General features: G+C 74.7%; 18 protein-coding genes. 11 read left to right on the forward strand and 7 right to left on the reverse strand.

Annotated elements, in window-relative coordinates:
* The first annotated feature begins 87 nt into the window (after positions 1–87).
* The 6 genes from ACP7CD_RS07835 to ACP7CD_RS07860 all read left to right on the forward strand — a co-directional run bounded on the left by ACP7CD_RS07835 (position 88) and on the right by ACP7CD_RS07860 (position 11,892).
* Entirely contained in the window at positions 88–414 is a 327-nt protein-coding gene (locus ACP7CD_RS07835) for a 2Fe-2S iron-sulfur cluster-binding protein (protein ID WP_095651277.1), read from the forward strand.
* Positions 415–498: 84 nt separating this feature from the next.
* Positions 499–3,369, forward strand: coding sequence for an FAD-binding and (Fe-S)-binding domain-containing protein (locus ACP7CD_RS07840; protein WP_426119821.1), 2,871 nt, complete (start codon positions 499–501; stop codon positions 3,367–3,369).
* Between the two features lie 142 nt (positions 3,370–3,511).
* On the forward strand, positions 3,512–4,357 hold the full coding sequence (locus tag ACP7CD_RS07845; RefSeq protein ID WP_095651279.1) for a DUF4232 domain-containing protein: 846 nt from the start codon (positions 3,512–3,514) through the stop codon (positions 4,355–4,357).
* Positions 4,347–9,365 carry an Lhr family ATP-dependent helicase gene (locus tag ACP7CD_RS07850; RefSeq protein ID WP_426119823.1) on the forward strand — a complete coding sequence of 1,673 codons (5,019 nt, stop codon included), beginning with the start codon at positions 4,347–4,349 and terminating at the stop codon, positions 9,363–9,365. The genes ACP7CD_RS07845 and ACP7CD_RS07850 overlap by 11 nt, the downstream gene beginning before the upstream one ends.
* A gap of 27 nt (positions 9,366–9,392) precedes the next feature.
* Positions 9,393–10,235 (forward strand): DNA-formamidopyrimidine glycosylase family protein, encoded by an 843-nt coding sequence (locus ACP7CD_RS07855; protein WP_017833914.1) that lies wholly within the window; start codon positions 9,393–9,395, stop codon positions 10,233–10,235.
* 127 nt (positions 10,236–10,362) lie between these two features.
* The gene (locus ACP7CD_RS07860; RefSeq protein ID WP_017833913.1) at positions 10,363–11,892 is read left to right on the forward strand and encodes a stealth conserved region 3 domain-containing protein; all 1,530 of its coding nucleotides are present in this window, start codon (positions 10,363–10,365) and stop codon (positions 11,890–11,892) included.
* Between the two features lie 89 nt (positions 11,893–11,981).
* Here the strand turns inward: ACP7CD_RS07860 and ACP7CD_RS07865 are convergent, their stop codons facing one another.
* The gene (locus ACP7CD_RS07865; protein ID WP_109221736.1) at positions 11,982–12,542 is read right to left on the reverse strand and encodes a hypothetical protein; all 561 of its coding nucleotides are present in this window, start codon (positions 12,540–12,542) and stop codon (positions 11,982–11,984) included.
* A 354-nt stretch (positions 12,543–12,896) separates the two neighbouring features.
* Between ACP7CD_RS07865 and ACP7CD_RS07870 the strand changes: the two genes are divergently transcribed.
* Positions 12,897–13,019 (forward strand): hypothetical protein, encoded by a 123-nt coding sequence (locus tag ACP7CD_RS07870; protein WP_284563294.1) that lies wholly within the window; start codon positions 12,897–12,899, stop codon positions 13,017–13,019.
* A 16-nt stretch (positions 13,020–13,035) separates the two neighbouring features.
* On the opposite strand, the gene ACP7CD_RS07875 is transcribed toward ACP7CD_RS07870, so the two are convergent.
* From ACP7CD_RS07875 to ACP7CD_RS07885, 3 genes are all read right to left on the reverse strand, one after another.
* A complete protein-coding gene (locus tag ACP7CD_RS07875; RefSeq protein WP_035927767.1) occupies positions 13,036–14,139 on the reverse strand; it encodes a pyridoxal-phosphate-dependent aminotransferase family protein in 1,104 nt (367 codons plus the stop codon).
* A gap of 102 nt (positions 14,140–14,241) precedes the next feature.
* Positions 14,242–14,604, reverse strand: a complete 363-nt coding sequence (locus tag ACP7CD_RS07880; RefSeq protein WP_284563293.1) for a hypothetical protein — start codon at positions 14,602–14,604, stop codon at positions 14,242–14,244.
* Positions 14,605–14,830: 226 nt separating this feature from the next.
* Positions 14,831–16,129 (reverse strand): MFS transporter, encoded by a 1,299-nt coding sequence (locus ACP7CD_RS07885; protein ID WP_426119827.1) that lies wholly within the window; start codon positions 16,127–16,129, stop codon positions 14,831–14,833.
* 374 nt (positions 16,130–16,503) lie between these two features.
* Between ACP7CD_RS07885 and ACP7CD_RS07890 the strand changes: the two genes are divergently transcribed.
* Together ACP7CD_RS07890 and ACP7CD_RS07895 are read left to right on the forward strand one after the other, a co-directional pair.
* The gene (locus tag ACP7CD_RS07890) at positions 16,504–16,995 is read left to right on the forward strand and encodes a nucleoside deaminase (protein WP_368795035.1); all 492 of its coding nucleotides are present in this window, start codon (positions 16,504–16,506) and stop codon (positions 16,993–16,995) included.
* 202 nt (positions 16,996–17,197) lie between these two features.
* Positions 17,198–18,436: a S1C family serine protease gene (locus ACP7CD_RS07895; RefSeq protein WP_426119830.1), complete on the forward strand. Its 1,239-nt coding sequence runs from the start codon at positions 17,198–17,200 to the stop codon at positions 18,434–18,436.
* Positions 18,437–18,454: 18 nt separating this feature from the next.
* Here the strand turns inward: ACP7CD_RS07895 and ACP7CD_RS07900 are convergent, their stop codons facing one another.
* Positions 18,455–20,455 carry a CHAT domain-containing protein gene (locus ACP7CD_RS07900; protein ID WP_336649615.1) on the reverse strand — a complete coding sequence of 667 codons (2,001 nt, stop codon included), beginning with the start codon at positions 20,453–20,455 and terminating at the stop codon, positions 18,455–18,457.
* A 78-nt stretch (positions 20,456–20,533) separates the two neighbouring features.
* The gene (locus tag ACP7CD_RS07905; protein ID WP_336649614.1) at positions 20,534–20,863 is read right to left on the reverse strand and encodes a CU044_2847 family protein; all 330 of its coding nucleotides are present in this window, start codon (positions 20,861–20,863) and stop codon (positions 20,534–20,536) included.
* A gap of 553 nt (positions 20,864–21,416) precedes the next feature.
* Between ACP7CD_RS07905 and ACP7CD_RS07910 the strand changes: the two genes are divergently transcribed.
* Together ACP7CD_RS07910 and ACP7CD_RS07915 are read left to right on the forward strand one after the other, a co-directional pair.
* Positions 21,417–22,181: a hypothetical protein gene (locus tag ACP7CD_RS07910; protein WP_336649613.1), complete on the forward strand. Its 765-nt coding sequence runs from the start codon at positions 21,417–21,419 to the stop codon at positions 22,179–22,181.
* 14 nt (positions 22,182–22,195) lie between these two features.
* The gene (locus ACP7CD_RS07915) at positions 22,196–22,894 is read left to right on the forward strand and encodes a class F sortase (RefSeq protein WP_336649612.1); all 699 of its coding nucleotides are present in this window, start codon (positions 22,196–22,198) and stop codon (positions 22,892–22,894) included.
* 104 nt (positions 22,895–22,998) lie between these two features.
* On the opposite strand, the gene ACP7CD_RS07920 is transcribed toward ACP7CD_RS07915, so the two are convergent.
* The gene (locus tag ACP7CD_RS07920) at positions 22,999–26,505 is read right to left on the reverse strand and encodes a bifunctional proline dehydrogenase/L-glutamate gamma-semialdehyde dehydrogenase (protein ID WP_426119833.1); all 3,507 of its coding nucleotides are present in this window, start codon (positions 26,503–26,505) and stop codon (positions 22,999–23,001) included.
* Positions 26,506–26,617: the final 112 nt, after the last annotated feature.

The following is a 26,617-nucleotide window of genomic DNA, read 5'->3' on the forward strand; positions in this document are numbered from 1 at the left end:
TCGGTGGGCGCCGCCGCGCGACCGTACAATGGGGCGGGATTTCCGACGTCGAGACCAGGGGCGACCGTGCCCCGAGGAGGCCACCCAGTGAGCAGCATCAACATCACCGTGATCGACCGCGAGGGCAACCGCACCGAGGGCGTCGAGTGGAAGGACTACGAGAGCCTCATGGAGGCCCTCACCCGCCACAAGTACCCGATCCTCGCGACCTGCGGCGGCAACGCGTCCTGCTCCACCTGCCACTCCTACCTCGACCAGGCCGCCTTCTCGAAGGCCAACGAGATCAACGACGAGGAGGAGGACCTCCTCGACATGCTCGACGACACCCGCCACGACACCTCCCGGCTCAGCTGCCAGGTCGAGTGGGCGGAGGAGCTCGACGGCGCCGAGGTCACCATCGCCCCCGAGTGGTGAGCCCCCCGTCCCCGCGGGGACGCCCCCGCCAGCCCTGACCAGACCCCGGACGGACCGGCCTCGCCGGCGCGCAGGAAGTGGACCATGACCGACATCCGCGAGGACCTCACCACCCGCGCCGCCTACGTCTCGGACGCGTCGATCTACCGGCGGCTGCCCGAGGCGGTGGCCGAGCCGCGCAGCGTCGAGGAGGTCCGCGAGCTGCTGGCGCTGGCGAAGGAGCGGGGCTGGTCGGTGGTCTCCCGCGGCGGCGGCACCTCCGTGGCGGGCAACGCGATCGGGGACGGGCTGGTCATCGACACCTCCCGGCACTTCAACAGGATCCTGTCGATCGACCCCGAGGCGATGACCGCCACGATCGAGCCCGGGGTGATCTGCGACCAGCTGCGCTCCGCGGCGTCCGAGTTCGGCCTCACCTACGGACCCGACCCCTCGACGCACTCGCGGTGCACGATCGGCGGGATGGTCGCCAACAACGCCTGCGGCTCCCACTCCGTGGCGTGGGGCACGTCGGCGGACAACCTGGTCTCGCTGAAGGTCATGCTCGCCGACGGCCGGGTGGTGGAGCTGCACGAGGGCGGCACCTCCGAGCCGGGGATCGACCGGGCGCTGACCGGGATCCGGGACCGGCACCTGGCCATGCTGCGCACCGAGCTCGGCCAGTTCCCGCGCCAGGTCTCCGGGTACGGGCTGCACTACCTGCTCGGCGAGAAGGGCTTCGACGCCGCCAAGGCCTTCGCCGGCACGGAGGGCACCTGCGGGGTCATCACCGAGCTCACGGTCCGCCTGGTCCGCAGGCCCGCCCACACGGCCCTGGCCGTGCTGGGCTTCGAGGACGCGTTCGAGGCCGCCACGGCGGCGCCGAAGCTGCGCGTGCCCGGGGTGTACACCATCGAGGGCATGGGCGCGGACCTGCTCGACGCCCTGCGCACCCGGCAGGGCCAGGAGCACGCCGGCGGCGAGCTGCCCCGCGGCGGCGGCTGGCTCTACTGCGAGGTCGGCGCGGACACCCTCGAGGAGGCCGAGGCGGCCGCCCGCACCCTGCCGGGGCTCGTCCCGGAGAACGTCGTGGACTCCGTGATCGTCTCCGACGCGGGTCAGGCCCGCGCCCTGTGGCGGATCCGCGAGGCCGGCGCCGGGATCGTCACCCGCCTGCCCGACGGCGGGGAGGCCTGGCCGGGGTGGGAGGACTCCGCGGTGCCCCCGGCGCGCCTGGGCGAGTACCTGCGCGACCTCTACGACCTGCTGCACGAGCTGGGCCTCACCGGCATCCCCTTCGGGCACTTCGGGGAGGGCTGCGTGCACATCCGCATCTCCTTCGACCTCGGCACCGAGGAGGGGATGGCGACCTACCGCACGTTCATCGAGCGCGCCGCGCGGCTCGTGCACCGCTACGGCGGCTCGGTCTCCGGCGAGCACGGCGACGGCCGCTCCCGGTCCGAGCTGCTGGCCACGATCTACTCCCCCGAGGCCCTGGCCGCCTTCGCGGAGTTCAAGGGCGTCTTCGACCCGGACGGCGTCTTCAACCCCGGCGTGCTCGTGGACCCGGAGCCCATCGACCAGGGCGTCCGCCCCGGGCCCGGCGCCCGCACGTTCGAGCTGACGCCCGTGCACGCGTTCTCCCGCGACGGCGGCTCGTTCTCCAGCGCGGTCAACCGGTGCGTGGGCGTGGGCTCCTGCCGCTCCGACGTCGGCGCCATGTGCCCGTCCTTCCAGGCGACCCACGACGAGGTGCACTCGACCCGCGGCCGCGCCCGGTCCCTGGCCGAGATGCTGCGCGGGGAGTCCATCACGGACGGCTGGAAGTCGAAGGAGACCCTCAAGGCCCTCGACCTGTGCCTGTCCTGCAAGGCCTGCGCGTCCGAGTGCCCGGTCAACGTGGACATGGCGACGTACAAGGCCGAGTTCCTGCACCACCACTACCGGCACGGCCTGACCTCCTTCCTGGGCCGGAACCGGCGGCCGATGGCCCACTTCACGATGGGCTGGATGCCGCTGCTGATGCGGATCGTGGAGAAGGTGCCCCTCTCCTTCCGGCTGATCAACCTTCTCGAGTCCCACCGCGGCGTCGAGGAGCTGACCAAGCGGCTCGGCGGGATCGAGCCGAAGCGCCGGATGATCTCCTTCGCCGAGCAGCCGCTCACCCGGTGGTTCCGCGGCCGTCCCGCCGCGCGGTCCGGGGGCGGGCCCGCCGAGGACCGACCGTCCGTGGTGCTGTGGCCGGACACGTTCACGAACTTCTCCGCCGACGCCCCCGGCAGGGCCGCCGTGGAGGTGCTCGAGGCCATGGGCTACCGGGTGCTGATGCCCATGGGCAACGTCTGCTGCGGGCTGACCTGGCACTCCACCGGGCAGCTGGAGATGACGCAGAAGGTGCTGCGCCAGACCCTGGACGTGATGGAGCCGCTGATCGAGGCCGGGTACCCGATCATCGGGCTCGAGCCCTCGTGCACGGTCATGCTCCAGGAGGAGATCACCGAGCTGCTCCCCGGCGACCCCCGGGCCCGGCGGGTCACCGAGCTGACGACGACGATCGGCGCGTTCGCGGCCCGCCACCTGGCCGAGGGCGGCGCGTGGCCGTTCCGGGAGCTGGCCACCGAGGCGGGCCCCGCCGGCGCCGTGTGCCAGGTCCACTGCCACCAGCAGTCCATGAGCGGCTACGGCCCGGAGCTGGAGGTCCTCGCGAAGCTGGGCGTGGACACTGCCGTGGTCGGCGGCGGGTGCTGCGGGCTCGCGGGCAACTGGGGCTTCGAGCCCGGCCACTACGAGGTCTCGCAGACCCTCGGCGAGCGGGAGCTGTTCCCCGCGATCCGCAGTGCGGCGGACGGGACGATCGTGCTCGCCGACGGCTTCTCGTGCCGCACCCAGATCGCCCAGGGCACGGGCGCGGACGGCGTCCACCTCGCCGAGGTGATGCGCGCGGCGCTGCCCCCGGCGGAGCCCGGCGAGCGGTAGCCCCGCCGGGAGCGGCCCCGGCCGGGGCGGGCGCCGCCTCCGGCAGCGGTGTCGGTGGCCCTGCCTAGAATGAAGCACCTGGGAGGGATCCCTTCCCGGGACGTGGCACGCCACGACGTCCGTCCGAGGAGGATATCCCCCCGTGTCTTCGCTCTCCCCCGCCCCCCGCCCCGTCCTGGGAGCCCTCGCCCTCGCCGCAGCCCTGCTCCTCACCGCCTGCGCGGGCGAGGAGCCGGAGCAGACCGGCACCGCCGGCGCCCCCGCCGAGAGCGGGCCGGCCCCGACCTCGGCGGCGACCCCGGAGACCGCCCCGGCCACCGGGACGGAGGACACCACGGCCCCGGCCGAGGACCGGGCCGGCGGGCAGGGCACCGCCGGTCCGGCGGAGGACCCGTCGGCGGAGAACCCGGCGGCGGAGCCCGCCGCGGACGGGCCGGCGGCGGACCGGACGGACGACGACAGGGCCGACGACGACGGGCCGGACGAGGCGGCGGAGCGGACGGACGGCGGTGCCCCCGGCGCGGAGGGCGACGGCACGGCCGCCCGCGGCGGCACCGCGGGCACCCGCACCGGCGGCTCGCCCCTGTGCACCACCTCCCGGCTCGAGGTCGCGGCCGCCCCCGTGGGCGGCGCCGCCGGCTCCGTCCACGTGGACGTCGTCCTCACCAACGCGGGCGAGGACCCGTGCACGCTCGCCGGCTACGCCGGGGTGTCCTTCGTCGACGCCGACGGCACGATGATCGGCTCCCCGGCCCTGCGGGACGCCACCGTCCCCGGCACCGGGCAGGTCCTGGCACCCGGGGAGTCCGTCACCGCCGGCCTGCGCATCAGCCAGGCCGGCAACCACCCGACCTGCGACGCCCGGACCGCCACCGGTCTGCGCGTCTACCCGCCCGAGAACACGGAGTCCGTCGTGATCCCCTTCCCCGTGGAGGCCTGCGGCGATCCGCGGATCCACCAGCTCGAGATCCAGGGCTTTGGCGCCTGAACCAGCCCTGAGCCTGTTCACCGAGCACACCCGGGCCTGGTTCTCGGGTGCGTTCGCCGCGCCCACCGCCGCCCAGGAGGGCGCGTGGCGGGCCATCGCCGCGCGGCGCCACGCCCTGATCGTGGCGCCCACCGGCTCGGGCAAGACCCTGGCCGCGTTCCTGTGGGCCCTGGACCGGTTCGTGGCGGAGGCCGCGCCCGGCGCCGGGACGCCGGGCGCCGGGCCCGCCCCCGGCCCTGCGGGCGGCGCCCCGGCCCCCGGCGGGACCCTGCGGGCCAAGGCCCGCTCCGCGAGCACCGCGGGCGAGCGGCGCGGGACCCGCGTCCTCTACATCTCCCCGCTCAAGGCCCTGGGCGTGGACGTGGAGCGCAACCTGCGGGCCCCCCTGATCGGCATCTCGCAGACGGCCCGGCACGCCGGGATCGAGCCGCCGGAGATCAGCGTGGGCGTCCGCTCCGGGGACACACCGCAGGCGATCCGCCGGGCCCTGCTCACGAACCCCCCGGACATCCTCATCACCACCCCCGAGTCGCTGTACCTGATGCTGACCTCCAAGGCGCGGGAGACCCTCACGGACGTGCAGACGGTCATCGTGGACGAGGTGCACGCCGTGGCCGGCACCAAGCGGGGCGCGCACCTGGCGCTCACGCTCGAACGGCTGGACGCCCTGCTGGAGCAGCCGGTGCAGCGCATCGGGCTGTCCGCGACCGTCGAGCCGATCGAGACGGTCGCCCGGTTCCTGGGCGGCCGGGAGCCGGTCACCGTCGTCGCGCCGCGCACGGAGAAGACGTGGGACCTCACCGTCTCGGTGCCCATCCCGGACATGACCGTGCTGGGCGGGCCGAGCGCCTCGCCGTCCCTGGCCGGCTCGGCCTTCGGGGACGACGACCTCGACGCCCTCGCCCCCACGACCACGGCGTCGATCTGGCCGCACGTCGAGGAGCGGGTCGTGGACCTGGTGCTCGAGAACCGGTCGACCATCGTGTTCGCCAACTCCCGCGGCCTCGCCGAGAAGCTCACCGCGCGGCTCAACGAGATCTACGCGTTCCGCGTGGAGCACGAGGACCCGCACGGCGGGGCCCGGGACGGCGCCCCCGCGGACGGCACCGGTCCGGGCGACGACGGGGCGCCGGGGCCCCCGGCCGGCTCCGCGCCCCAGCAGGTCGGGGACGTGCTGCGCTCCGCCCTGGCCGGTCGGGAGGCGGTCGCGACCGGCGGGTCCGCCGCCCCCGAGCCCGCGGACCTGCGCCGGCAGACCGGCCGCTACGAGGGCGCCGCGCCGGTGCTGGCCCGCGCCCACCACGGGTCGGTCTCGAAGGACCAGCGGGCGGTGATCGAGGACGACCTCAAGACCGGACGGCTGCGCTGCGTGGTGGCCACCTCCTCCCTGGAGCTGGGCATCGACATGGGTGCGGTGGACCTGGTGGTCCAGATCGAGGCCCCGCCCTCGGCGGCCTCGGGCCTCCAGCGCGTGGGCCGCGCCGGCCACCAGGTGGGCGAGGTCTCGCGCGGCTGGTTCTACCCGAAGCACCGCGGGGACCTACTGGACGCCGCCGTCACGGTGGAGCGGATGCTGCAGGGACGGATCGAGCCGCTCGCGGTCCCGCTCAACCCCCTGGACGTCCTGGCCCAGCAGACGGTCGCGGCGACCGCGCTGGGGCCGATCGACGTCGAGGAGTGGTTCGACACCGTCCGCCGGTCCTGCCCGTTCCTGACCCTGCCCCGCTCCGCCTACGACGCGACCCTGGACCTGCTCGCGGGCCGCTACCCGTCCGACGAGTTCGCCGAGCTGCGCCCGCGGATCGTGTGGGACCGGGAGACCGGCACCATCGAGGGCCGGCCCGGGGCGCAGCGCCTGGCCGTGACCTCCGGCGGCACGATCCCGGACCGCGGCCTGTTCGCGGTCTACCTCGTGGGCGAGCAGGACGGGAAGAACTCCCGGCGGGTAGGCGAGCTCGACGAGGAGATGGTCTACGAGTCCCGCGTGGGGGACGTGATCGCCCTGGGCGCCTCGAGCTGGCGGATCGAGGAGATCACCCACGACCGCGTCATCGTCTCCCCCGCCCCCGGTGTGCCGGGCAAGCTCCCGTTCTGGCACGGCGACGGCCCCGGCCGGCCCGTGGAGCTGGGCCGCGCGGTGGGCCGGTTCAACCGCGAGATCGCCGGGGCCTCCGCGGAGGACGCCCGCGCCCGGCTGCGCGCGGCCGGTCTCGACGAGTGGGCCGCCGACAACCTGCTGGCCTACGTGGGCGAGCAGAAGGAGGCCGTGGGGCAGGTCCCGTCGGACCGGCTGTTCGTCGTCGAACGCTTCCACGACGAGCTCGGGGACTGGCGCGTGGTGCTGCACTCCCCGTTCGGGATGCCCGTGCACGCCCCGTGGGCGCTGGCCGTGGGGGCCCGGCTGCACGAGCGGTACGGCCTCGACGGCTCCGCGCAGGCCGCCGACGACGGGATCGTGCTGCGCGTGCCGGCCATGGAGGACGAGCCCCCGGGGGCGGAGCTGTTCCTCTTCGACGCCGACGAGCTCGACCAGATCGTCACCGAGGAGGTGGGCGGCTCCGCACTGTTCGCCTCCCGGTTCCGGGAGTGCGCCGCCCGGGCCCTGCTGCTGCCCCGGCGCGACCCCGGCCGGCGCTCCCCGCTGTGGCAGCAGCGCCAGCGCTCGGCGCAGCTGCTGGACGTCGCCCGGAAGTACCCGCAGTTCCCGATCATCCTCGAGACGATCCGCGAGTGCCTCCAGGACGTCTACGACCTGCCCGCGCTCAAGGAGCTGCACCGAGCGGTCGAGCGGCGCGCGATCCGGGTGGTCGAGACCACCACGGAGCAGCCCTCGCCCTTCGCCCGGACCCTGCTCTTCGGCTACGTGGCCCAGTTCCTCTACGAGGGCGACTCCCCGCTGGCGGAGCGCAAGGCGGCCGTCCTGTCCCTCGACGCCGCCCTGCTCAACGAGCTCCTGGGCCGCGCCGAGCTGCGGGAGCTGCTGGACCCCGACGTCATCGAGCGCACGGAGGCGGAGCTGCAGCGACTGGCCCCGGACCGGCGGCTGCGCGGGGTCGAGGGCGCGGCCGACCTGCTGCGCCTGCTCGGCCCGCTCACCACCGCCGAGGCCGTCCGCCGGCTCCAGGACCCCGGGGACCCGGAGTCCGCGTGCCCCGAGGACGTCGCCGCCGGGTGGCTCGAGCAGCTCGTGGCCGCCAACCGCGCCCTGCGCGTGCACCTGCGCGGCGTCGAGCACTGGGCCGCGATCGAGGACGCCTCCCGGCTGCGCGACGCGCTCGGCGTGCCCCTGCCCATGGGGGTGCCGCTGGCCTTCGTGGAACCGGTCGAGGACCCGCTGGCCGACCTCGTCTCCCGCTACGCCCGCACCCACGGGCCGTTCACCGTGGACGAGGCCGCGGCGCGGCTCGGGCTGGGCACGGCCGTGGTGCGCACCACGCTGGAGCGGCTGGCCGCGGACCGGCGCGTGGTCGAGGGCGAGTTCCGGCCGGTGCGCCCCGACGGCGGCGGGGCCGGCCCGGCGGCCTCCGAGTGGTGCGAGTCCGAGGTGCTGCGCCGGATCCGGCGCCGCTCGCTGGCCGCGCTGCGCCGGGACGTTGAGCCCGTCTCCGGGCAGGTCTACGCCCGGTTCCTGCCGGCCTGGCAGCACGTGGGCCGGGGCCACCAGCTGCGCGGCGAGGACGGGGTGCTGACGGTGGTGGACCAGCTCGCGGGCGTCGCCGTCCCCGCCTCGGCCTGGGAGCCGCTGGTGCTCGCCGCCCGGGTGGCGGACTACCGGCCCGAGCTGCTGGACGAGCTGACCGCCACCGGGGAGATCCTGTGGTCCGGGGCCGGGTCCCTGGCGGGCGACGACGGATGGGTGTCGCTGCACCTGAGCGAGGCGGCCCAGCTCACCCTGCCCCCGGCCGAGACCCTCGAGGTCGCGGCGTCGGCCCTGGACTCCACGCTGGAGCGGCGGGTCCTCGACGTCCTGGCCCCCGGCGGCGCGTGGTTCTTCCCGCAGCTGTTGGGCCTGCTCGACGCCGCCGGGGACCCGGTTCCCGCCCCGGCGCTGACCACCGCGCTGTGGAACCTCGTCTGGTCCGGGCTGATCACCAACGACACCTTCCTGCCCGTGCGCACCCTGCTCTCCGGCGGGCAGGCCGCCCACCGGCACCGGGCCCAGGCCCCGCGGGGACGCACCACGTCCCGCCGGGGCGCCGCCCGGCTGCGGCCCGGCGCGGCCTCCCGCCCGGGGATCGGCGGGGCGCTGCGCGCCCCGGCGCGGGCGGCCACCCTGGAGCGCCACGACTCCCCGCTCGTGGCCGGGCGCTGGTCGATGCTGCGCCCCGAGCCCCTCGACCCCACGCTGCGGGCGTCGGCCACCGCGGAGCTGCTCATGGACCGCTACGGCGTGGTGACCAAGGGCCCCGTGGCGGTCGAGGAGCTCCCCGGCGGCTTCGCCACCGTCTACAAGGTGCTCTCCACGCTCGAGGACACGGGCCGGGCCCGCCGCGGCTACTTCATCGAGGGCCTGGGCGCCGCCCAGTTCGCGCAGGCCGCCACGGTGGACCACCTGCGCACGTTCAGCACCGACGACCAGGTCCGCGCCGAGGAGCCCGTGGCGCTGGCGCTCGCCGCGACCGACCCCGCCAACCCCTACGGGGCGGCCCTCGAGTGGCCGGAGCCCGTGTCCGTGCCCGCCCCGGACGGCCGGGACGCGCCCGCGGGGCGGCACCGGCCCGGGCGCAAGGCGGGCGCCGTCGTCGTGCTCGTGGACGGCGCCCTGGCCCTGTACGTGGAGCGCGGCGGGCGGACCGTGCTCGCGTACACCGACGACGCGGCCGCCCTGGCCGCCGCCGGACCCGCCGTGGCCGAGATCGTCCGCCGGGGCGCGGTGGACAAGCTGACCGTCGAGAAGGTCAACGGCGCCGGGGTCCTGGGGCACGGCCCCGTCGAGACCGCGGTGCGGGAGTCCCTGCTGGCCGGCGGGTTCTACTCGACGCCGCGCGGCCTGAGGATGCGCCGATGAGCGCGGACCCGAGCACCGGGGGCGGCCGTGCCCGAGGGTGACACCGTCTACCGCCAGGCCGTCCTGCTGCGCCGCGCCCTGGCCGGGAGGATCCTGACCCGCAGCGACCTCCGGTTCCCGTCGATCGCCACCGCGGACCTCTCGGGGCGCACCGTGACCGAGGTGGTGCCGCGGGGCAAGCACCTGCTGGTCCGCACCGACGGCGGGCCCGACGGCCTGCCCCCGCTCACCCTGCACTCCCACCTGCTCATGGAGGGCATGTGGCACGTCTACCCGCGGGGCGCCCGGTGGCGGCGCCCCGGCCACCAGGCGCGGGCGGTGCTCGAGAACGCGGCCGCGCAGGCCGTCGGCTTCGACCTCGGCATGCTGGACCTCGTGGCCACCGCCGACGAGGACGAGCTCGTGGGCCACCTCGGCCCGGACCTGCTGGGCCCCGACTGGGACCGGGCGGAGGCCCTGGCCCGGCTCGCCCGCCACCCGCTCCGGCGCGTGGGGGCCGCGCTGATGGACCAACGCAACCTCGCCGGCATCGGCAACGTCTACCGCAACGAGATCCTGTTCCTCCAGCGGCTGCACCCCTTCACCCCGGTGGCCGAGGTCCCGGACCTCGGCGCGGTCGTGGACCTCTCCCACCGGCTGCTGCACGTCAACCGGGACCGCTCGCAGCGCTCCACGGTGGGGGGCCCGGCCCGTCGCGGCGAGCAGTTCTGGGTCTACGGCCGCGGCCGGCAGCCGTGCCGCCGGTGCGGGGCCCCGGTCCGGGAGGCGCGGATCGACGACGCCGAGCTCGTGCCCGGCGAGCCGTACCCCGGGCCGCCGCGGGACCGGGCGGTGTGGTTCTGCGAGCGCTGCCAGCCCCTCCCCTCCTGAGTCCGGCCGTCGCGGCTTATCATGAGATCGCCGCCCCAGCGGCCCGACACCATGAGGAGGCACCATCAACACGACCCTGCTCGGCGCAGAGTACTTCGCGGCACCCGAGGACGGCACGGACGGCGAGGTGTTCCGCTCCGCTTCCCGTGCCTCTGCCGCGGCCCTGGACCAGCGCGAGGACGTGGTCCGCTACAAGGACCGCTTCGCGCTGCGGATCACGGACCAGACCCCGCACGACGTCATGGTCCAGAACCTGCTCTTCCTGCGCGGGGTCCTGGACTCGGCGGGCGTCGACTACCTGCTGGTGCGGGGCAACGACGAGCGCCCCGTCATCGCCGTGGACCTCAAGGACCGTCCCCGGCTCCGGCAGGCCCTGGTGGACGCGGCCGTGGGCGAGCCGTACTACGTCAAGCCGATGGACACCAAGAAGAAGACCGTGCAGCTGCTGGCCGACGGCGAGCTGTCCTCGCGCCGCAACGCGCGGGTCCTGCGGCTGTTCCGGCCCCACTACTCCGCGGAGGCCAGGCTCTACTACGGCGCCGGCACCGGGGTGCAGGTGGAGCTGTGGGAGTTCGGCGAGGACGAGATCCGGCTGCCCATCGAGAACTCGCTGACCCGGCGCACCGTCCCGGTGGCCGAGGCCGTGCGCGGCACCGTGGAGCGCTTCGGCCTCACCTGGCCCACGATCGAGAACATGTTCGCCGACCACGCCATCGACATCGACTTCGCGGTCGACATGATCTTCTCGTGGGTGGACGGCTCCGACGAGGAGTACCGCAGGGTCCGGGCCTCGTACATGGCCGACGCCGTGGTGGGCGAGGGCGACGCGCACGAGGCCCGCTTCCGGCAGGTCGACGAGCTGAAGTACGCCCTGCGCTCGGTGCACATGTTCGCCCCGTGGGTGCGCAACATCTACATCGCCACCGACTCCCGGCCGCCGGCGTGGCTGGCCGAGCACCCGCGCGTGCGGGTCGTGCGCAGCGAGGAGTTCTTCGCGGACACCTCGGCCCTGCCGATCTACAACTCCCAGGCGGTGGAGGCGCAGCTGCACCACATCGAGGGGCTCTCGGAGCACTACCTGTACTCCAACGACGACATGTTCTTCGGCCGCCCGATCGGCCCGGCGCTGTTCTTCTCCCCGGGCGGGATCACGAAGTTCGTGGAGAACGAGACCCGGATCGGCCTGGGCGAGAACTCCGCCGAGCGCTCCGGCTTCGAGAACGCCGCCCGCGTCAACCGCCGGCTCCTGTGGGAGCGCTTCGGCCGGATCACCACCCGCCACCTGCAGCACTGCGCCGCGCCCCTGCGGCGCAGCGTGGTGGCCGAGATGGAGCGGGAGTTCCCGGCGGAGTTCGCCCGCACCGCGTCCAGCCGCTTCCGCGCGGCGGACAACATCTCGGTGACGAACTCGCTCTACCACTACTACGCGCTGCTGACCGGCCGGGCCGTGACCCAGGAGACGGCCCGCACGGAGTACGTGGACACCACCACGCGCGCCGGGCTGCAGCAGATGGAGAAGCTGCTCGGCCGCCGCAACCTCGACATGTTCTGCCTCAACGACGGCAGCTTCCCGGAGGTGCCCGGTCCCGAGCGCGCGGAGCGGATGACGGAGTTCCTGGAGCGCTACTACCCCATCAAGGCTCCCTGGGAGAAGTGACCGCGGAGAATGAGCGGGGCCGGTGCGGGATCCCGCACCGGCCCCGCTCGCTCTCCGCGGCTCGACGACCGCCGCGTCCGAGCCGGGGCTCAGGTGCGCGGCCGGTCCCCGGGGCCGGGGTCGCCGTCGGGGCGGGTGCTGCCGTCGTGCAGGGTGTCGCCGTCGCTCCGGGTGTCGCCGTCGTGCCGGGTCCGGGTGTCCGGTCCGGCGTCGCCGTCCTGCCAGGGGGCCTCGTCGGAGCGCGTCCCGGAGGCGCGATCGGTGACGTCCTCGCGGCGTCCGCGGGAGGCGTCAGCAGGGGTGGAGTCGTCCCCGTCCGGGACGAGCGAGGCGGCGTCCCGGCGATGGGTCTCCGCCTCCTGGCGGACCTTCTCGGCGTCCTCGGTGCGCCGCTGGGCGTCCTGCTCGAGGCGGTCGGCCTCGATCCGGGCCTTCTCGGCCTCGGCGCGGGCCGCGTCCGCGTCCGCCTTCCGCTCGCGGGCCGAGAGGTCCTCCTCCTCGCTGCGGGCGCGCAGCTCGGCGGCGCGCTGCTGGTTCTCCCGCCGCTCCACGGCCTCGCGCTCCTTCTTCTTGCGGCTCCCGGCCAGCACGGCCAGGACGACCACGGCCAGCACGGCCAGGGCCAGCACGATCCAGATCCAGGTTTCCATCGGATGTTCCTCCTCGGTAGGTCCCCACGTTCCTCAATAGAAGCAGAGCCGGACGGGTCCGGCTACAGGCCCCGGCGCCCCGGCGGGCGGCTCCGTGCCGGAGCACCCCGGGGTCGTGCCACCGGCACGGGGCGCACCGGCCGCCGGGCGGCGTGCGCGGGAGACCCGCACCGCCCGGGTGCGTGCTCCGCCGGCGCAGTGGCCGGGGGATCGTGCCTTGCCAGCGGCGGTTTCGGCAGCACGCTTCCCGCTCCGCCCCGCCGCGCCCCCGGGCCGCCCGAGCAGCGCGGCGCCGGGCCGGGGAGCACGGGTCGCCCCGCGGGACACGGGGCGCCCGCGCCGTCGTGACCGAACATGACCCTCCGCGTCGGGCGGGGGCCCGACACCGTCCCGTCCCGGCGGCGCTCCACCCGCCGCACGGTGGCGGACCCCGGCACCGGGGAGCGCATCGAGCGCTCCGAGACCCACCTCATCTGAGCGGACGCGGAGCGGCTCACACCAGGGCGGGGACCTTCCGCAGCGCCTCCTGGAGGGCGCCCAGGACGAGGGCCACCGACCCGGCGTCGGCGTTGGGGCCCATCAGGCCGATCCGCCACACGGTGTTCGCGTACTCCTTCACGCCCGCCCCGATCTCCACGGAGAAGTGCTCCAGCAGGTAGGCCCGCACCCAGGCGGAGTCGACGCCCTCGGGCACCTTGACCGTGGTCAGCTCCGGGAGGCGGTGCCCCTCGGCGGCGAACAGCTCCAGCCCCATGTCCTGCAGCCCCGCCTGGAGCGCGTCGCCCGCGGCCTGGTGACGGGCCCAGACGTTCTCCAGGCCCTCCTCGGCGATCCGGCGCAGCGCGGCGTCCAGGGACGCGATCATCGCCGTGGGCGCGGTGTGGTGGTAGGTCCGGGCCCGGCCCTGGGCCTCGCCCACGTAGCCGCCGAGCATGCCCAGGTCCAGGTACCAGGAGCGGGGGTGCTGCACCCGGCGCTCGAACGCGGCGTCCGAGATCGTGAACGGCGCCAGTCCCGGGGCGACCCCCAGGCACTTCTGGGTGCCCGCGTAGCCGAGGTCCACCCCCCAGTCGTCCGCGCGCAGCTCGATGCCGCCGATGGACGTGACCGCGTCCACGAGCAGCAGGGCGTCGCCCTTGAGCTCCCCCAGCGCGGCGATGTCGGAGCGCACGCCCGTGGAGGTCTCCGCGTGCACGGCCGCGATGATCTTCGGGGACGGGTGCGCCTCCGCGACGCGCTGCGGGTCGATCGGCTCCCCGTAGGGGAAGTCCACGCGCACCACCTCGGCGCCGCACCGGGCCGCGACGTCGCACATGCGCTCGCCGAACAGCCCATTGACGGCGACGACGACGACGTCGCCCTCCTCCACCGTGTTGACGAACGCCGCCTCCATGCCGGCGGAGCCGGTGGCGCTCAGCGGCAGGGTGCGCCGGTTGTCCGTGCCCCAGACCGTGCGCAGGCCGTCGCAGGCGCTGTCCATGACGTCGAGGAAGGCGGGATCCAGGTGGCCGAGCAGCGGGTGGCCCAGCGCCGCCGTGGCCTCCGGGTAGGGGTTGGACGGGCCGGGGCCGAACAGGTGTCGCTGGATCAGGGGCACGGTGCACTCCTCAGGGGAACGGGTGGACGGGTCCGCCGACCAGCCTATGGCCTGCCCGTGCCGGAGGGCGTCAGCGTGCTGCCCCGCAGGTCGCCGGAGGCCTCACCGGCGTCCGAGCCGGCGGAGCAGCGAGCCGAGGCGTCGCGCCGGAGCGCTCCGCGGACGGCCGCCCGGGCCGCCGTCCGGCCGGCGGGGCCGCTGGGCGGTCCGGGACCAGGAGGCGAACATGGCGCTGCCCTCGGTGGCCGTCATGCGGTCCTGGAGCGTGGGCCGTCCCGCGGGACCCTGGACCACGCCGGTGCGCTTGTCGTAGGTGAAGCCGTCGTCGAGGACGATGTGCCGCTCCGTCTCGGTGACCACGGTGTACAGCACCGCGTGCTCGCCGGAGCCCGCTCCGGGGTGGACGGCGGCGCGCGCGCCGGGATGCGTGGCGCCGCCGTGGTTGAAGTCGAACAGGTCGGCCATGGGAGGGGCGTCCTCCTGAGAGCTCGGGGACTCCGGTCGCCGGCACGGCGCCGGCGACGGTCCGGCCCGGGCCCGGTGGCGTGCGGACCCGGTGCGGCGGGTGGGCGCTCCCCACTCTAGCGACCGGTCGCGGGGCCCTCGAGGCGCCGGGTCGCTCTCCCGGCCGGGGCCCCGGGCCGGGGGAGCGCCCGAGGGCTTCCCGCCCCGCGGGCTCGGTCCCGCGGACTCAGTCCCGGGGGCCGGCCGGGACCGGCTGGTGGGTCTCGTACATCCGCGCCGCCACGACCAGGGCCGAGACGGCGCTGATGCCGGCGGCGGCCCAGACCGCGGCGTGCAGGCCCAGCAGGTCGGCCACGATCCCCCCGAGCACGGCCCCGACCGCGTAGCCCAGGTCGCGCCAGACCCGGTAGACGCCCACGGCCCGGCCGCGCCACACGGGGTGGGCGACGTCGCCCACCACCGCCAGCAGCGTCGGGTAGACCATCGCGGTGCCCGCCCCGAGCAGGACCGTCCCGGCGGCCCAGCCGCCGAACCCGTCGCCGGCGGCGATGACGGCCAGGGCCGCGGCCTGGGTGGCCATCCCGGCGGTGATCAGGTGCTTGCGCCCGACCCGGTCCGACAGGGCGCCGGTGACCAGCTGCCCGACGCCCCACACCCCGGGGTAGAGGGCGAAGAGCAGCCCGATCTGGGACACCGTGAGCTCCGCGGTGGCGAACAGCAGGGGGAACAGGCCCCAGGAGAGCCCGAAGTTGAGGTTGTTGACCAGCCCCGCCTGGCTGGCCGAGGACAGCGCGGGCTCCCTCAGGCTGGTCTGGGCGATGATCTGGCGGTCGGTGAGACCGGCGTGCAGGTGGTCGTGCATCCCGTCGGCGCGCGGGGTGTGCCGGCCGGCGTCGAGCAGCGCGTGGCCGCGGGTCTCCTTGACGAAGGCCCCCGACAGCAGCAGCGCCAGGGCGGTGTAGGCCAGGCCCAGCAGGAACGGGGCCGGGCGCAGCCCGTACTGCTCGGCCAGGTACCCGGCCAGCAGGGAGGTCACGGCCACCGCACCGTAGCCGGCGGCCTCGTTGAGCCCCATGGCCAGTCCGCGCTGGGCCGGGCCCACCAGGTCGATCTTCATCACCACGGTCGTGGACCAGGTCAGGCCCTGGTTGACGCCGAGCAGCACGTTGGCGGCCACGACCCACCCCCAGTCCGGGGCGAAGATCAGCATCAGCGGCACCGGCACGGCGAACAGCCACCCCACCAGCAGCACCGGCTTGCGCCCGTACCGGTCGGAGAAGGTGCCGGCGAACCAGTTGGCGATCGCCTTGGTGATCCCGAACGCGGCCACGTAGGTGAAGATGAAGGTGTAGCCGGTCAGCCCGAACTCGTCGGCGGCCAGCAGCGGCAGCACGGTCTGCTGCTGGCCGACCATGCCGCCGACCAGGGCGTTGACCGCCACCAGGAGCGTGAACTGGGCGGCGTTGGCGCGCAGACCCAGACGGACGGGCTCGGGCGTGCCGGAGGGTCTCGCCTGCCGGCCCATGGCCGCTCCTTCCGGTGTCGTGGGCCCGCCGGACGGCGTGCCCGCTGATGCTCCGAGGAACCGGGAGCAGTGCTGTCAGCAGTGTTCCACGGTTCGCCGGAGGATCGACCGAGGGACGGGCGGCGTGACACAGCGCGGGCGGCGCGGCACGCGGAGCCCGGCCCTCCTCCCCCGCCGGCACGCCGGAGCACCTGTTGTGGTCGGGCACACTCCTCGGTAACCTCTGGACAGGCCCACGGCGGGCCCGGATCCCCGGGCCATCTACCAGGCAGAACCGCACCATCGACCACGCAGCGGCCGCCGACGGCGCACGTCCCCCCGTCCCGGCCCGGGACGCTCCCCGGCGGCATCTGCCCCCACCCCGGGAGTTCCGCATGGACACTGACCGCACCCCGCCCGCCGACGCCCGGCAGCTGCTGCTGGAGGCCATCGACCTGGCGGTGGGCAACGCCGCCGTCGACGGCGGCCCCTTCGGCGCCGTCGTCGTCACCGCCGACGGCCGCCGCTTCAGCGGCGTCAACCGCGTCACGGCCGACAACGACCCCACAGCGCACGCGGAGGTCATGGCGATCCGCGCCGCCTGCCGCGAGCTGGGCACCTTCGACCTCTCGGGCGCGACCCTCTACACCAGCTGCGAGCCGTGCCCCATGTGCCTGTCCGCCTCGCTGTGGGCCCGGCTGGACGCCGTCTGGTTCGCCGCGGACCGGCACGACGCGGCCGCCGGCGGCTTCGACGACGCCGAGTTCTACGAGTACTTCGCCAAGCCCGAGCACGAACGGTCGCTGCCGGTGCGCCCGGTGGCCCTCGCCGAGCGCACCGCGCCGTTCGAGGCCTGGGCCAGGAACGTCGCGCGCACGGCCTACTGAGCGTCCGTGCGGGCGCACTCCCGGGCCGCGGAGCCGGCCGATCCGGACTGCGGCGGCGGCCTCCCGGAGGACGTCACCGCACGTCGGAGCGGGTCCGTGTCCGGATCGTGAGCTGCCTTACTTCGTCAAGCCCGGCCGTCGGGCGTCCCCTCGGGCGACAATGAGGTCAGGATAGTCAGCGGTGTCCGAGGGGGGGAGCACCATGAGATCGTCCAGGAGCACGCGGGTCCGGCGCAGGAGCGCGGCCGCCCTGGCCGTCAGCGTCCTGCTGGTGAGCGGATGCGGGCCGGGGGACACGACGCCCGAGGACCAGGTCGAGCAGGCCGGAGCGGGCGGACCGGCCGATCCGGGAGCATCGGCCGGCGCCACGGACATCCCGCACCACGAGGAGAACGGACTGACCGTGTCCGGCCAGCTCCCCCCGGGCGAGGACCACCCGCCCGACCTCACCACGCAGCAGATGCACGCCCTCGGCGACACCTCGGTGTTCGCGATCCAGGGACGCCGGCCCGACGACTACCTGGGGATGGGCACCGGGTTCGTCGTGGACAAGGACGCCGGGATGGCCGTCACCAACGCGCACGTCGTCCAGGGCCTCGCGGCGATCTCGGGACGGTTCAACACCGGTCAGAAGGCGTCCCTGCACGTCATCGCCCTGGACCCGTGCACGGATCTCGCGGTGGTGCACTTCTCCTCCCCGCTGCCCGAGCAGACGCACCCGCTCGTCATCGGCAGCTCGGACGCGGTGACCCCGGGGGACACGGTCACGGCGCTCGGCTATTCCACCGCTCCGCCCGACCAGCCCTCCGGCCAGAAGCTCCTCATCGCCTCGGGACTCGTCAACGCGACCAAGGTCCCGGCACAACCGCAGGGCGCCCCGGAGTACAAGGACACCATCCAGCACGGCGCCACCGTCAATCCCGGCAGCTCGGGAGGGCCTCTGCTCGACCACCACGGCCGGGTGGTGGGGATCAACACCTCGACGCAGTTCAGCGGCCGGAACGTCGTGGAGGAGGGCCAGTTCTACTCCATCGCGATCGACTCGGCCCGGACGGAGATCGTCGACAAGCTGCTCAAGGGCCAGTCGCAGAACGACATGGGGTGGGCCGTGGAGGAGTACTACCCGGGCTACTTCACGGCCCTCGACCCCGCCGGCGGCCCTGCGCTCGACGCGAGGATGGCGCGCAGCGGCATCGAGGGAGGCCTCTACGTCAAGGCCGTCACCCCCGGCTCCGGGGCCAGCAAGGCGGGGATCAGGCCGGGCATGCTCATCACCAAGATCCAGAACACGTCCACGGCGACGGTCGCGGAGATGTGCGCCATCGTGGAGTCGGTGCTGCCCGGCACGGTCGCGGCGGTCGAAGGACGCTACCTCCTCTCGGACTCCGAGCGCTTCGACACGCAGTTCTACAAGGAGTTCGCGCTGCCCGGTCCGCACTGAGCCGGAGCGGCGGGCGCCCTACCGGGCGATCCAGACGGTGACGGTCGAGTTCTGTTGCACCGGGGTCCCCTCGAGCGGGTCCGTGCGGACCACCTCGCCCGGCGGCCGGTCCGTGCCGTCCTCGTACTTGACCGTGACCTGCACCCCGCTCGCCCTGATCCGGTCGATGACGGGCTGGGCCGGTCGTCCCACCATGTCCACGGGCAGGTACACCACCTCGGGGTCGGGGGCCGCACCCGGGCCGGCGTCCGCGGGATCCCCCGACGCGCTGTCGGTCCCGACCTCGCTCCCCGGCTCGTGCAGCCCTCCGGCAAGGCCCCGCGGACCGGTCGAGTGGACCACCGTGATCTCGGTGTCCCGCTCCACCCTGCCGGTGGGCTCCAGGCCGAGCACCGTGCCCTCCGCGGTCCCGTGGGGCTCCCCCCGCACGCGCACCCCGAGGCCGAGCTCGTCGAGCTCCCGGACCACCTCGTCCACCGGCCGATCGCGGTAGGCGGCGGCCTCCACCTCGACGGTGCCGATCCGGGCCAGCGCCCACCACACGAGCGCCCCGGTCAGGAGGAGCAGGAGCGGGGCCAGCCACCGCACCCGCGCGTACCGCCGGCGGTGCCCCGCAGCCGGGCGGCCCGTCTGAGCCGGTGGTCCAGGCGCCGGCGGGGGACGCTCCACCACCGGATCGGGGCGCTCGGCCACCGGGCCGGGATCGTCCGCCATCGGTTCGGGACGCTCCACCACCGGATCCGGACGCTCGGCCACCGGCGGTTCCGCCGTCGGGGGTGAGCTCCCGGGCCCGGCCTGGGGCGGGACCGGCTCGACCGGCGCCGCGGCGGGGCCACCGCCGGCCGGCGCCCCGGGAACCACCGGCGCGCCGGCGCGCGAGGACCGGGGGGCTTCGGCGGCCCGCTTCCGCTCCCGGGGTCTGCGGATGCTGAACAGACGGGTCTCCAGACCCCTCAGGTAGAGGACCGGGGTGATCCACTCCAGCGTGTGGCCGTTCATGCCCAGGATGGACACGCGCCCGCTGCGCACGGCCTGGTCCACAGGCCGCCCGGCGGCGACGGCCGAGTAGAAGCCCCGGGCGAAGGCTGCGGCCGCGGGGTCGGTGATCTCGAACTGCATGGCCACCACCGCGCTGACGCCCCCGCGCACCAGCGCAGAGGCGGTGCCCGAGAACAGGTCCACCGACCCGGAGACGGCCGACTGGCACGAGTTGAGCACCACGAGCCGGGGCATCGGGGTCGCCTCGTGCAGCAGGTCGGCGAACCGGCTGGCCTCCACCCGGTGCGCCCGCCCGTCGCCTCCCACGAGCGCCAGCACGCCCTCGTCCAGCTCCACGTCGAAGTCCCCGTGCCCGATGAAGTGGACGACGTGCCACTCCTGGCCCAGGAGCATGTCGTGCACGCCGTCCCACGTGGCGTCGCGCACCCATGTCAGCTCGATCTGTCCCCGCTCGAGGGGCTCCGCGAGCGCCTGGGCCAGGTACTGCTCCTCGGCTTCGACGTCGAGGACCGGGAGCCCCCGGGGAGAGGCGGTGATCCCGAGGATCCGCACGGGCTGCTGCACCCGCAGCGGCGGCGGGGCGGCCGCGACGGGCACATGGCGCACCAGGGGGTCGATCCGGGCGACGTAGGTGCCGGCCTGGGCGTCGTACATGGCCTCCCAGGGCAGGGGCGTCAGCTCCGGCGCGGCCAGACGCAGCACGAGGCGCAGCGGCTCACCTCGTTCGGCGGCGACGTCCACGCTGGACCGGTAGCGGGCCCCGATCGCGGGGTGGCCCAGCAGCATGTCGAAGAGCTCCTGGCCCACCGTCCGGACCGTCGTCTCGGGGCCGGCGACCAGTCGGCGGGTGCTGGCGGCGGAGGCCAGGAGCGCGTCCTGCCATCGGTCGCGCCCCTGCATCAGCCCCGCGCAGTCGATCGCCACGATGGCCGAGGCCTCGCCCACCGGGGAGTGGACGATCTCGACGTCGTAGAGGCCCTCCTCCGCGGACCGGACGACCGACAGCTCCAGCACGCTCACCGGTTCCTCACCCCATGGCTCCTGATCGGGCGGTCCCCCGGCTCGGGGCAGGACGGACCGCCGATGGATCGTGCCCGCTCATTCCGTGCGCGTGTCCTCCCAGGTGAGCTTGACCGTGAAGTTCGCGGCGCCGCCCGTCTTCGCGATGAAGGCACCGGCCTCCGCGTGCAGGTCGACCCCGAACTCCACGCACACCCCCGAGGGGCGGTGGGCCAGGGACACGAGCTGGTCGATCAGGGCCTGGACCGCGGGCTGGATGTGCGCCACCGCCTCCTCGAAGGTCCGCTGGGCCTCCAGCACCACGCTCTCGCGGTGACCGCCCCGGGTGACCGGTCCGCCGGACCCGTCCGCGGTCTCCACCAGGACGCCGCGTCCGTCCGCGGTGGGAAACTCGACGATGTTGCCCATGGTGGCACCTCTCCCTCGTCCCGCGCCGTCCCGCACCGCACCGTGAGCCCACTGTGCTCCCCCCGTTCACGGGCTGGCAAGGGAGAACACCAGGATCGGCGGTCGGAGACACAATGAGACAGCCCCCGGCGCCGCATCCGGGCGCCGGGGCACCCGGGCCGTGCCCGTGGCGGTCCGGATGCTGCGGCACGGCGCGGCACCGCCGCGTTCCCCCACGTCGGAGCGGGACCCCGCCCGGACTATGAGGCGGCTTACGAAATGATGAACATTTATTTACATATCAGTACCCTTGCATCGACGAGCCGCGGTCGGCTCACGGGTCCGATGTGCGATGAACGTGGGGGGACACCGGAGCACAGTCGGCCGAGCTCTCCGGGCGCCGCTCCCGACCCGATCTCTCCGGGGGCGGCGCCCCTCGGCCACCGACACACCTTGGACCCGGTCCGGATTCACCGAAGCACTTGCGCCCCGAACCTCGAAACCCAGGGAACTCCCAGTAAACTGTGCACTGCGTCACATCTCATTCCGTCGCTCTCACCGAGAGGCCGATCCCGTGAAGAAGTCCGCACTGCTCGCAGCACCCGCCCTGGCCCTCGCGGCCCTCGCGCTACCCGCCGCCCCGGCCGCCGCGGCCGACAGCTGGTCCGTCCGGGCCGAGCTCGCCCCGGTCAACAGCAGCACCACCGGCAGCGTGGTCGTCCACGTCACGGGTGAGGAGGCCACGGTGACCGTCGAGGTCGCTGGTGCTCCCGCCCTGTTCCAGGGCGCACCGTACCCGCACGCCCAGCACATCCACATCGGGGGACAGGGGCTCTGCGCTCCCCCGACGGCCGACGCCGACGGGGACGGCGCGGTCAGCTCCATGGAGGGCCAGCCCTGGACTGGTGGGATCGGGGCCTCCCTGACCACCTCCGGCGACACGACCCCGGCCTCGGCCGTGGCGATCGACCGGTTCCCCGCCGGTGACGCCTACACCTATCAGCGGACCGTCCCGGTGGACGCCGCGATGGTCGCGGCCCTGCAGAACGGCACCGCCGTGGTCAACGTCCACGGGGCGGACCCGGCGGCCCTCTCGGCCGCGGCGCAGGCCAAGGTCAATCCGATGGCTCCGGACCTGCCCCTCGCCTCCGACATCCCGGTGGCCTGCGGCGTCCTGGCGCCCGCCCAGATGGCCGTGCCGGAGGGTCCTGCCGACACGGGCGTGGAGACCGCCGGGACCGGCTCGGACACGAACGGGATCATCGGTGCGGCCGTCCTCGGCATGCTCGCGCTGGGCGCCGCAGTGGGCGTGCGCCGCCGGGTGGCCGGCGGACGCTGACCGGCGGACACCGGATGGCCCGGCACCGCCGCGAGCCCCGCCACCTCCGCACGGGGGTGGTGGGGCTCTCCGTGGTCCTGGCCCTGTGGTGCACCGGTGACAGCCCGGCGCCGGGGACGACGGCGGAGCGCGGGTCGGTCGCGGAGCGCGTCGTGCCCCTCGCTGCGGGCGCCCTGTCGGCACCGTCCTCGCCGCCCGTTCGGGCGAGCGCCCCCGCGGACGCGGCGCAGGCGCCGGCTCCAGCGCCTGAGGCCCTTCCCGAGTCGCCGCCGGAGCGCCTGTCGGTGGAGCGCATCGGACTGGACGACGAGCTCGTGCAGCTCGGGCTGCGCCCCGATCGGAGCCTGGAGGTCCCTCCGGAGGGCCCCGGCACACCGGCCGGCTGGTACCGGCACTCACCGACCCCGGGCGAGGCCGGCCCGTCCGTGCTGCTGGGCCACGTCAACGCCACCGGCGGCGGCCCCGGCGTGTTCGCCGACCTGCACCGCCTGACCCACGGGGACCTGATCACCGTGACCCGCCGGGACGGCTCCGCGGCGGTGTTCGCCGTGGACGCCGTCGAGCGGTACGAGAAGGCGGCGTTCCCCACGCTGCGCGTCTACGGCAACACCGCCGGCCCGGAGCTGCGCCTGATCACCTGCGACGGCTACGACCCCGCGACCGGCTCCTTCGACGAGAACCTGGTCGTCCACGCGTCCCTGGTCCACGGCTGAGCCGCCGGGGGCGGCACCGCGGAGGGGGACGGAACGGCCCCGGGCCGCGGCCCGGGGCCACGAGGGGTCCGGGCCGCGGCCCGGGGCCGTGGTGGGGAGGGCTGCTAGACCAGCTCGTCCGTGAGGTGGTTCGGCGTGCCGAACCGGTGGGCGGTGATGCTGATCGCCTGCTCGTGCAGGAACGGCAGCAGCTCGACCCGGCCCGCGGCGGTGACCGGGTGGGCGTAGACGGCCACGTCCGGACGGGACCCGGTCGCGGCGATGAAGGCCGCGCGGTCCCCGCCGATCAGCCGGACGCGCCCGCCGCCGAGGGCCGGGGCGCCGGCCAGCCACGCGGCGTCGTCCTCCACCCGCACGGGCACGCCGCGGTCGGTGAGCACGGCGCGCACCAGGGCGGGCAGCTCGTGCGCCGTGGAGACGGTCAGCGCGGAGCCCGCCCGCAGCCCGGCGGCGACGACGCGCAGCAGGTCGGCGAGCGGCTCGCCCTCGGACAGGCGCACCGTGACGGGCAGGGGCAGGTAGCGGAAGACGTTGCGCTCGGCGTAGAGCCCGGTGACGTCCTCGGCGACGCCGAACTCCTCGGCCCAGGCGGCCTCGTCGCTGCGCAGCGCCTGCTCGAGGCCCTGCGCCTCGGCCGGCCCGAGGTCCGCCGTGCCCGAGTGCGCGGCCTGCAGCAGCTCGACGGCGGCCGCCTCGGCCACGGGGAGCCCGGCCCCGCGCAGCGGCGCCGGCTCCCACTCGCCCAGGCCCATGAGGTAGCTGGGCCCGCCGGCCTTGGTGCCGGGGCCGACGGCCGACTTCTTCCACCCGCCGAAGGGCTGGCGCTGGACGATGGCCCCGGTGATGTGGCGGTTGACGTACAGGTTGCCGGCCTGGACGTGCTCGAGCCAGTAGCCGATGTCCTCCGGGTCCAGGGAGTGCAGGCCGGCGGTGAGGCCGTACTCCACCTCGTTCTGGAGGGCCACGGCCTCCTCCAGGGTCTCGGCGGTCATCACGCCGAGCACCGGGCCGAAGTACTCCACCAGGTGGAACTCGGAGCCGCGCTGCACGCCGGTGCGCACGCCCGGGGACCACAACCGGCCGGTCCCGTCGAGCTGCTGCGGCTCGATCAGCCAGGACTGCCCCTCCTCGAGGGTGGTCAGGGCCTGGAGCAGCTTGCCCTCGGCGGGCTCGGTGAGCGGGCCCATCTGCGCGGCAGGGTTGGTCGGGTGGTCGACGGTCAGGGAGGTCACGGCGTCCACGAGCTGGTTGCGGAAGCGGCGGGACTGCGCCACGGAGCCGACCAGGATCACCAGGGAGGCCGCCGAGCACTTCTGCCCGGCGTGGCCGAACGCCGAGTAGGCGACGTCCTTGGCGGCGAGGTCGAAGTCGGCGCTGGGCGTGACGATCAGCGCGTTCTTCCCCGAGGTCTCGGCCAGCAGCGGCAGATCGGAGCGGAAGGTGCGGAACAGCTCCGCCGTCTCGTAGGCGCCGGTGAGGATCAGCCGGTCCACCGCCGGGTGGGAGATCAGCTGGCGGCCGAGGGCGCGCTCCTCGAGGTCCACGAGGGCGAGCACGTCGCGGGGGATCCCGGAGGCGTCGAGGGCCTCCCAGAGTGCCTCGGCGACCACGGCGCCGCAGCGCTTGGTCGGGCCGGCCGGCTTGAACACCACCGGGGAGCCGGCGGCGAGGGCCGCCAGCGCGGACCCCGCCGGGATGGCCACCGGGAAGTTCCACGGCGGGGTCACCACGGTGAGCCGGGAGGGCACGAAGGACGCGCCGTCGACCTCGTCCAGCTCACGGGCGCGCTCGGCGTAGTAGTGGGCGAAGTCGATCGCCTCGCTGATCTCCGGGTCGGCCTGGTCGAGGGTCTTGCCGGCCTCGGCGGCGGCGACCTCGAGCAGCTCGGCCCGGCGGGCGGACAGGGCGTCGCCCGCGCGGTGGAGCACCTCGGCGCGCTGGGCACCGGTGAGCCCGGCCCAGCCGCGACCGGCCTCGAGGGCGGCGTCGATGACGCGGTCGAGCTGCTCCTCTGTCTGCAGCGCCGCGGCGGCGACGGTCTCCACCCCGGCCGTCGAGCCGGGGACCCGGTCGAGGATCGCCCGGCCCCAGTCCCGGTTGGCGGCCACGGCAGGATCGGTGTCCGGCGTGTTGGTGAACGCGTCGACCGGGGCGGGCGGCTCGGGCAGGCTGCGGTCCTGGACCCGGTGGGGGGCCGGCACGGTGTCGTCGAGGCCGGCCAGGGAGGCGAGGAAGCGCTGCTTCTCGCGCTCGAAGAGCTCCTCGTCGGTGGAGAGCTCGAAGACCGCGGACATGAAGTTCTCGCGGGACGCGCCCTCCTCGAGCCGGCGGATCAGGTAGGCGATGGCCACGTCGAACTCGGCCGGGTGCACCACGGGGGTGTAGAGCAGCAGGGACCCGACGTCGCGCTTGACGGCCTCGGCCTGGCCGGTGGCCATGCCGAGCAGCATCTCGAAGTCCACGGCCCCGGCCACGCCGCGCTCGGTGGCCAGCAGCCAGGCGAAGGCGATGTCGAAGAGGTTGTGCCCGGCGACGCCGATGCGCACGGCGTCCGTGTGCTCGGGCTGCAGCGCGTAGTTGAGGACCCGCTTGTAGTGGGTGTCCGAGTCCTGCTTGGTGCCCCAGGTCGCCAGGGGCCAGTCGTGCAGGGACGCCTCGACCTGCTCCATCGGCAGGTTCGCGCCCTTGACCACGCGCACCTTCACGGGGGCGCCGCCGGCGGCGCGGCGGGCGGCGGCCCACTCCTGCAGGCGGATCATCGCGGCCAGGGCGTCGGGCAGGTAGGTCTGCAGGACGATGCCGGCCTCCAGGTTCTTGAACCGGGGCTGGTCGAGGATCCGGGTGAAGACCTCGAGGGTCATGTCCAGGTCCTTGTACTCCTCCATGTCCAGGTTGATGAACTTGGGCGCGGCGAAGGAGGCGGCCCGCTCGTACAGCGGGGTGAGCTTCTCGACGACCTCGGTCACGGCCTCGTCGAAGGCCCAGGGCGAGTGCGGGGCGACGGTGGAGGAGACCTTGATGGAGACGTAGTCGACGTCGGGGCGGGCCAGCAGGTCGTGGGTGCCCTGCAGCCGCCGGGCGGCCTCGCGGTCCCCGAGCACGGCCTCGCCCAGGAGGTTGACGTTGAGCCGGACGTCGTCCTTGCGGATCTTCGCGATCGACCTCCCCAGCTTGGCCTCGCTGGCGTCCACGATGAGGTGGCCCACCATCTCGCGCAGCGCCTTGCGGGCCGCGGGGATGACGACCTGCGGGGCCACGGGGGCGAGGGCCCCGCCCGCGCGCACCGCGGAGCGCAGGTACCAGGGCAGGAAGCCGGGGACCTTCGGCGCCAGCCGGGCCAGGTTGCGGGCCGCCACCCGGAGGTCCTCGGGGCGGATGACGCCGTCCACGAAGCCGACCGTGAAGTCCAGGCCGGCGGGATCCTTCAGCACGCCCGCCAGCTGCTCCCCCGAGGCGTCCCGGGGGAACTGCTCCGCCTCGGTGAGCCAGCGGCGCACCGTGGCCACGGCCTGCTCGGGCAGCGACGCCGGGATGGCGGCGTGGGGAAGGGTGCGTCCCACCGCGGGGAGGCCGGGGGCCTGCGCTGCCGGGGGGACGGGGATCGTCGTCATGGGTGGTACTCCCTGGTTGGGTCGAAAGCACTGCGGTACGTCCAGTGTGCGCCCCGGGACGATTCGGATAAAGTGAAGAATTCCGCAGATGATTCGTCAGCAGTACTAATCT

Origin of the sequence: Kocuria sp. LHG3120 (genome assembly GCF_049897445.1) — a bacterium.
Classification (GTDB): domain Bacteria; phylum Actinomycetota; class Actinomycetes; order Actinomycetales; family Micrococcaceae; genus Kocuria; species Kocuria rosea.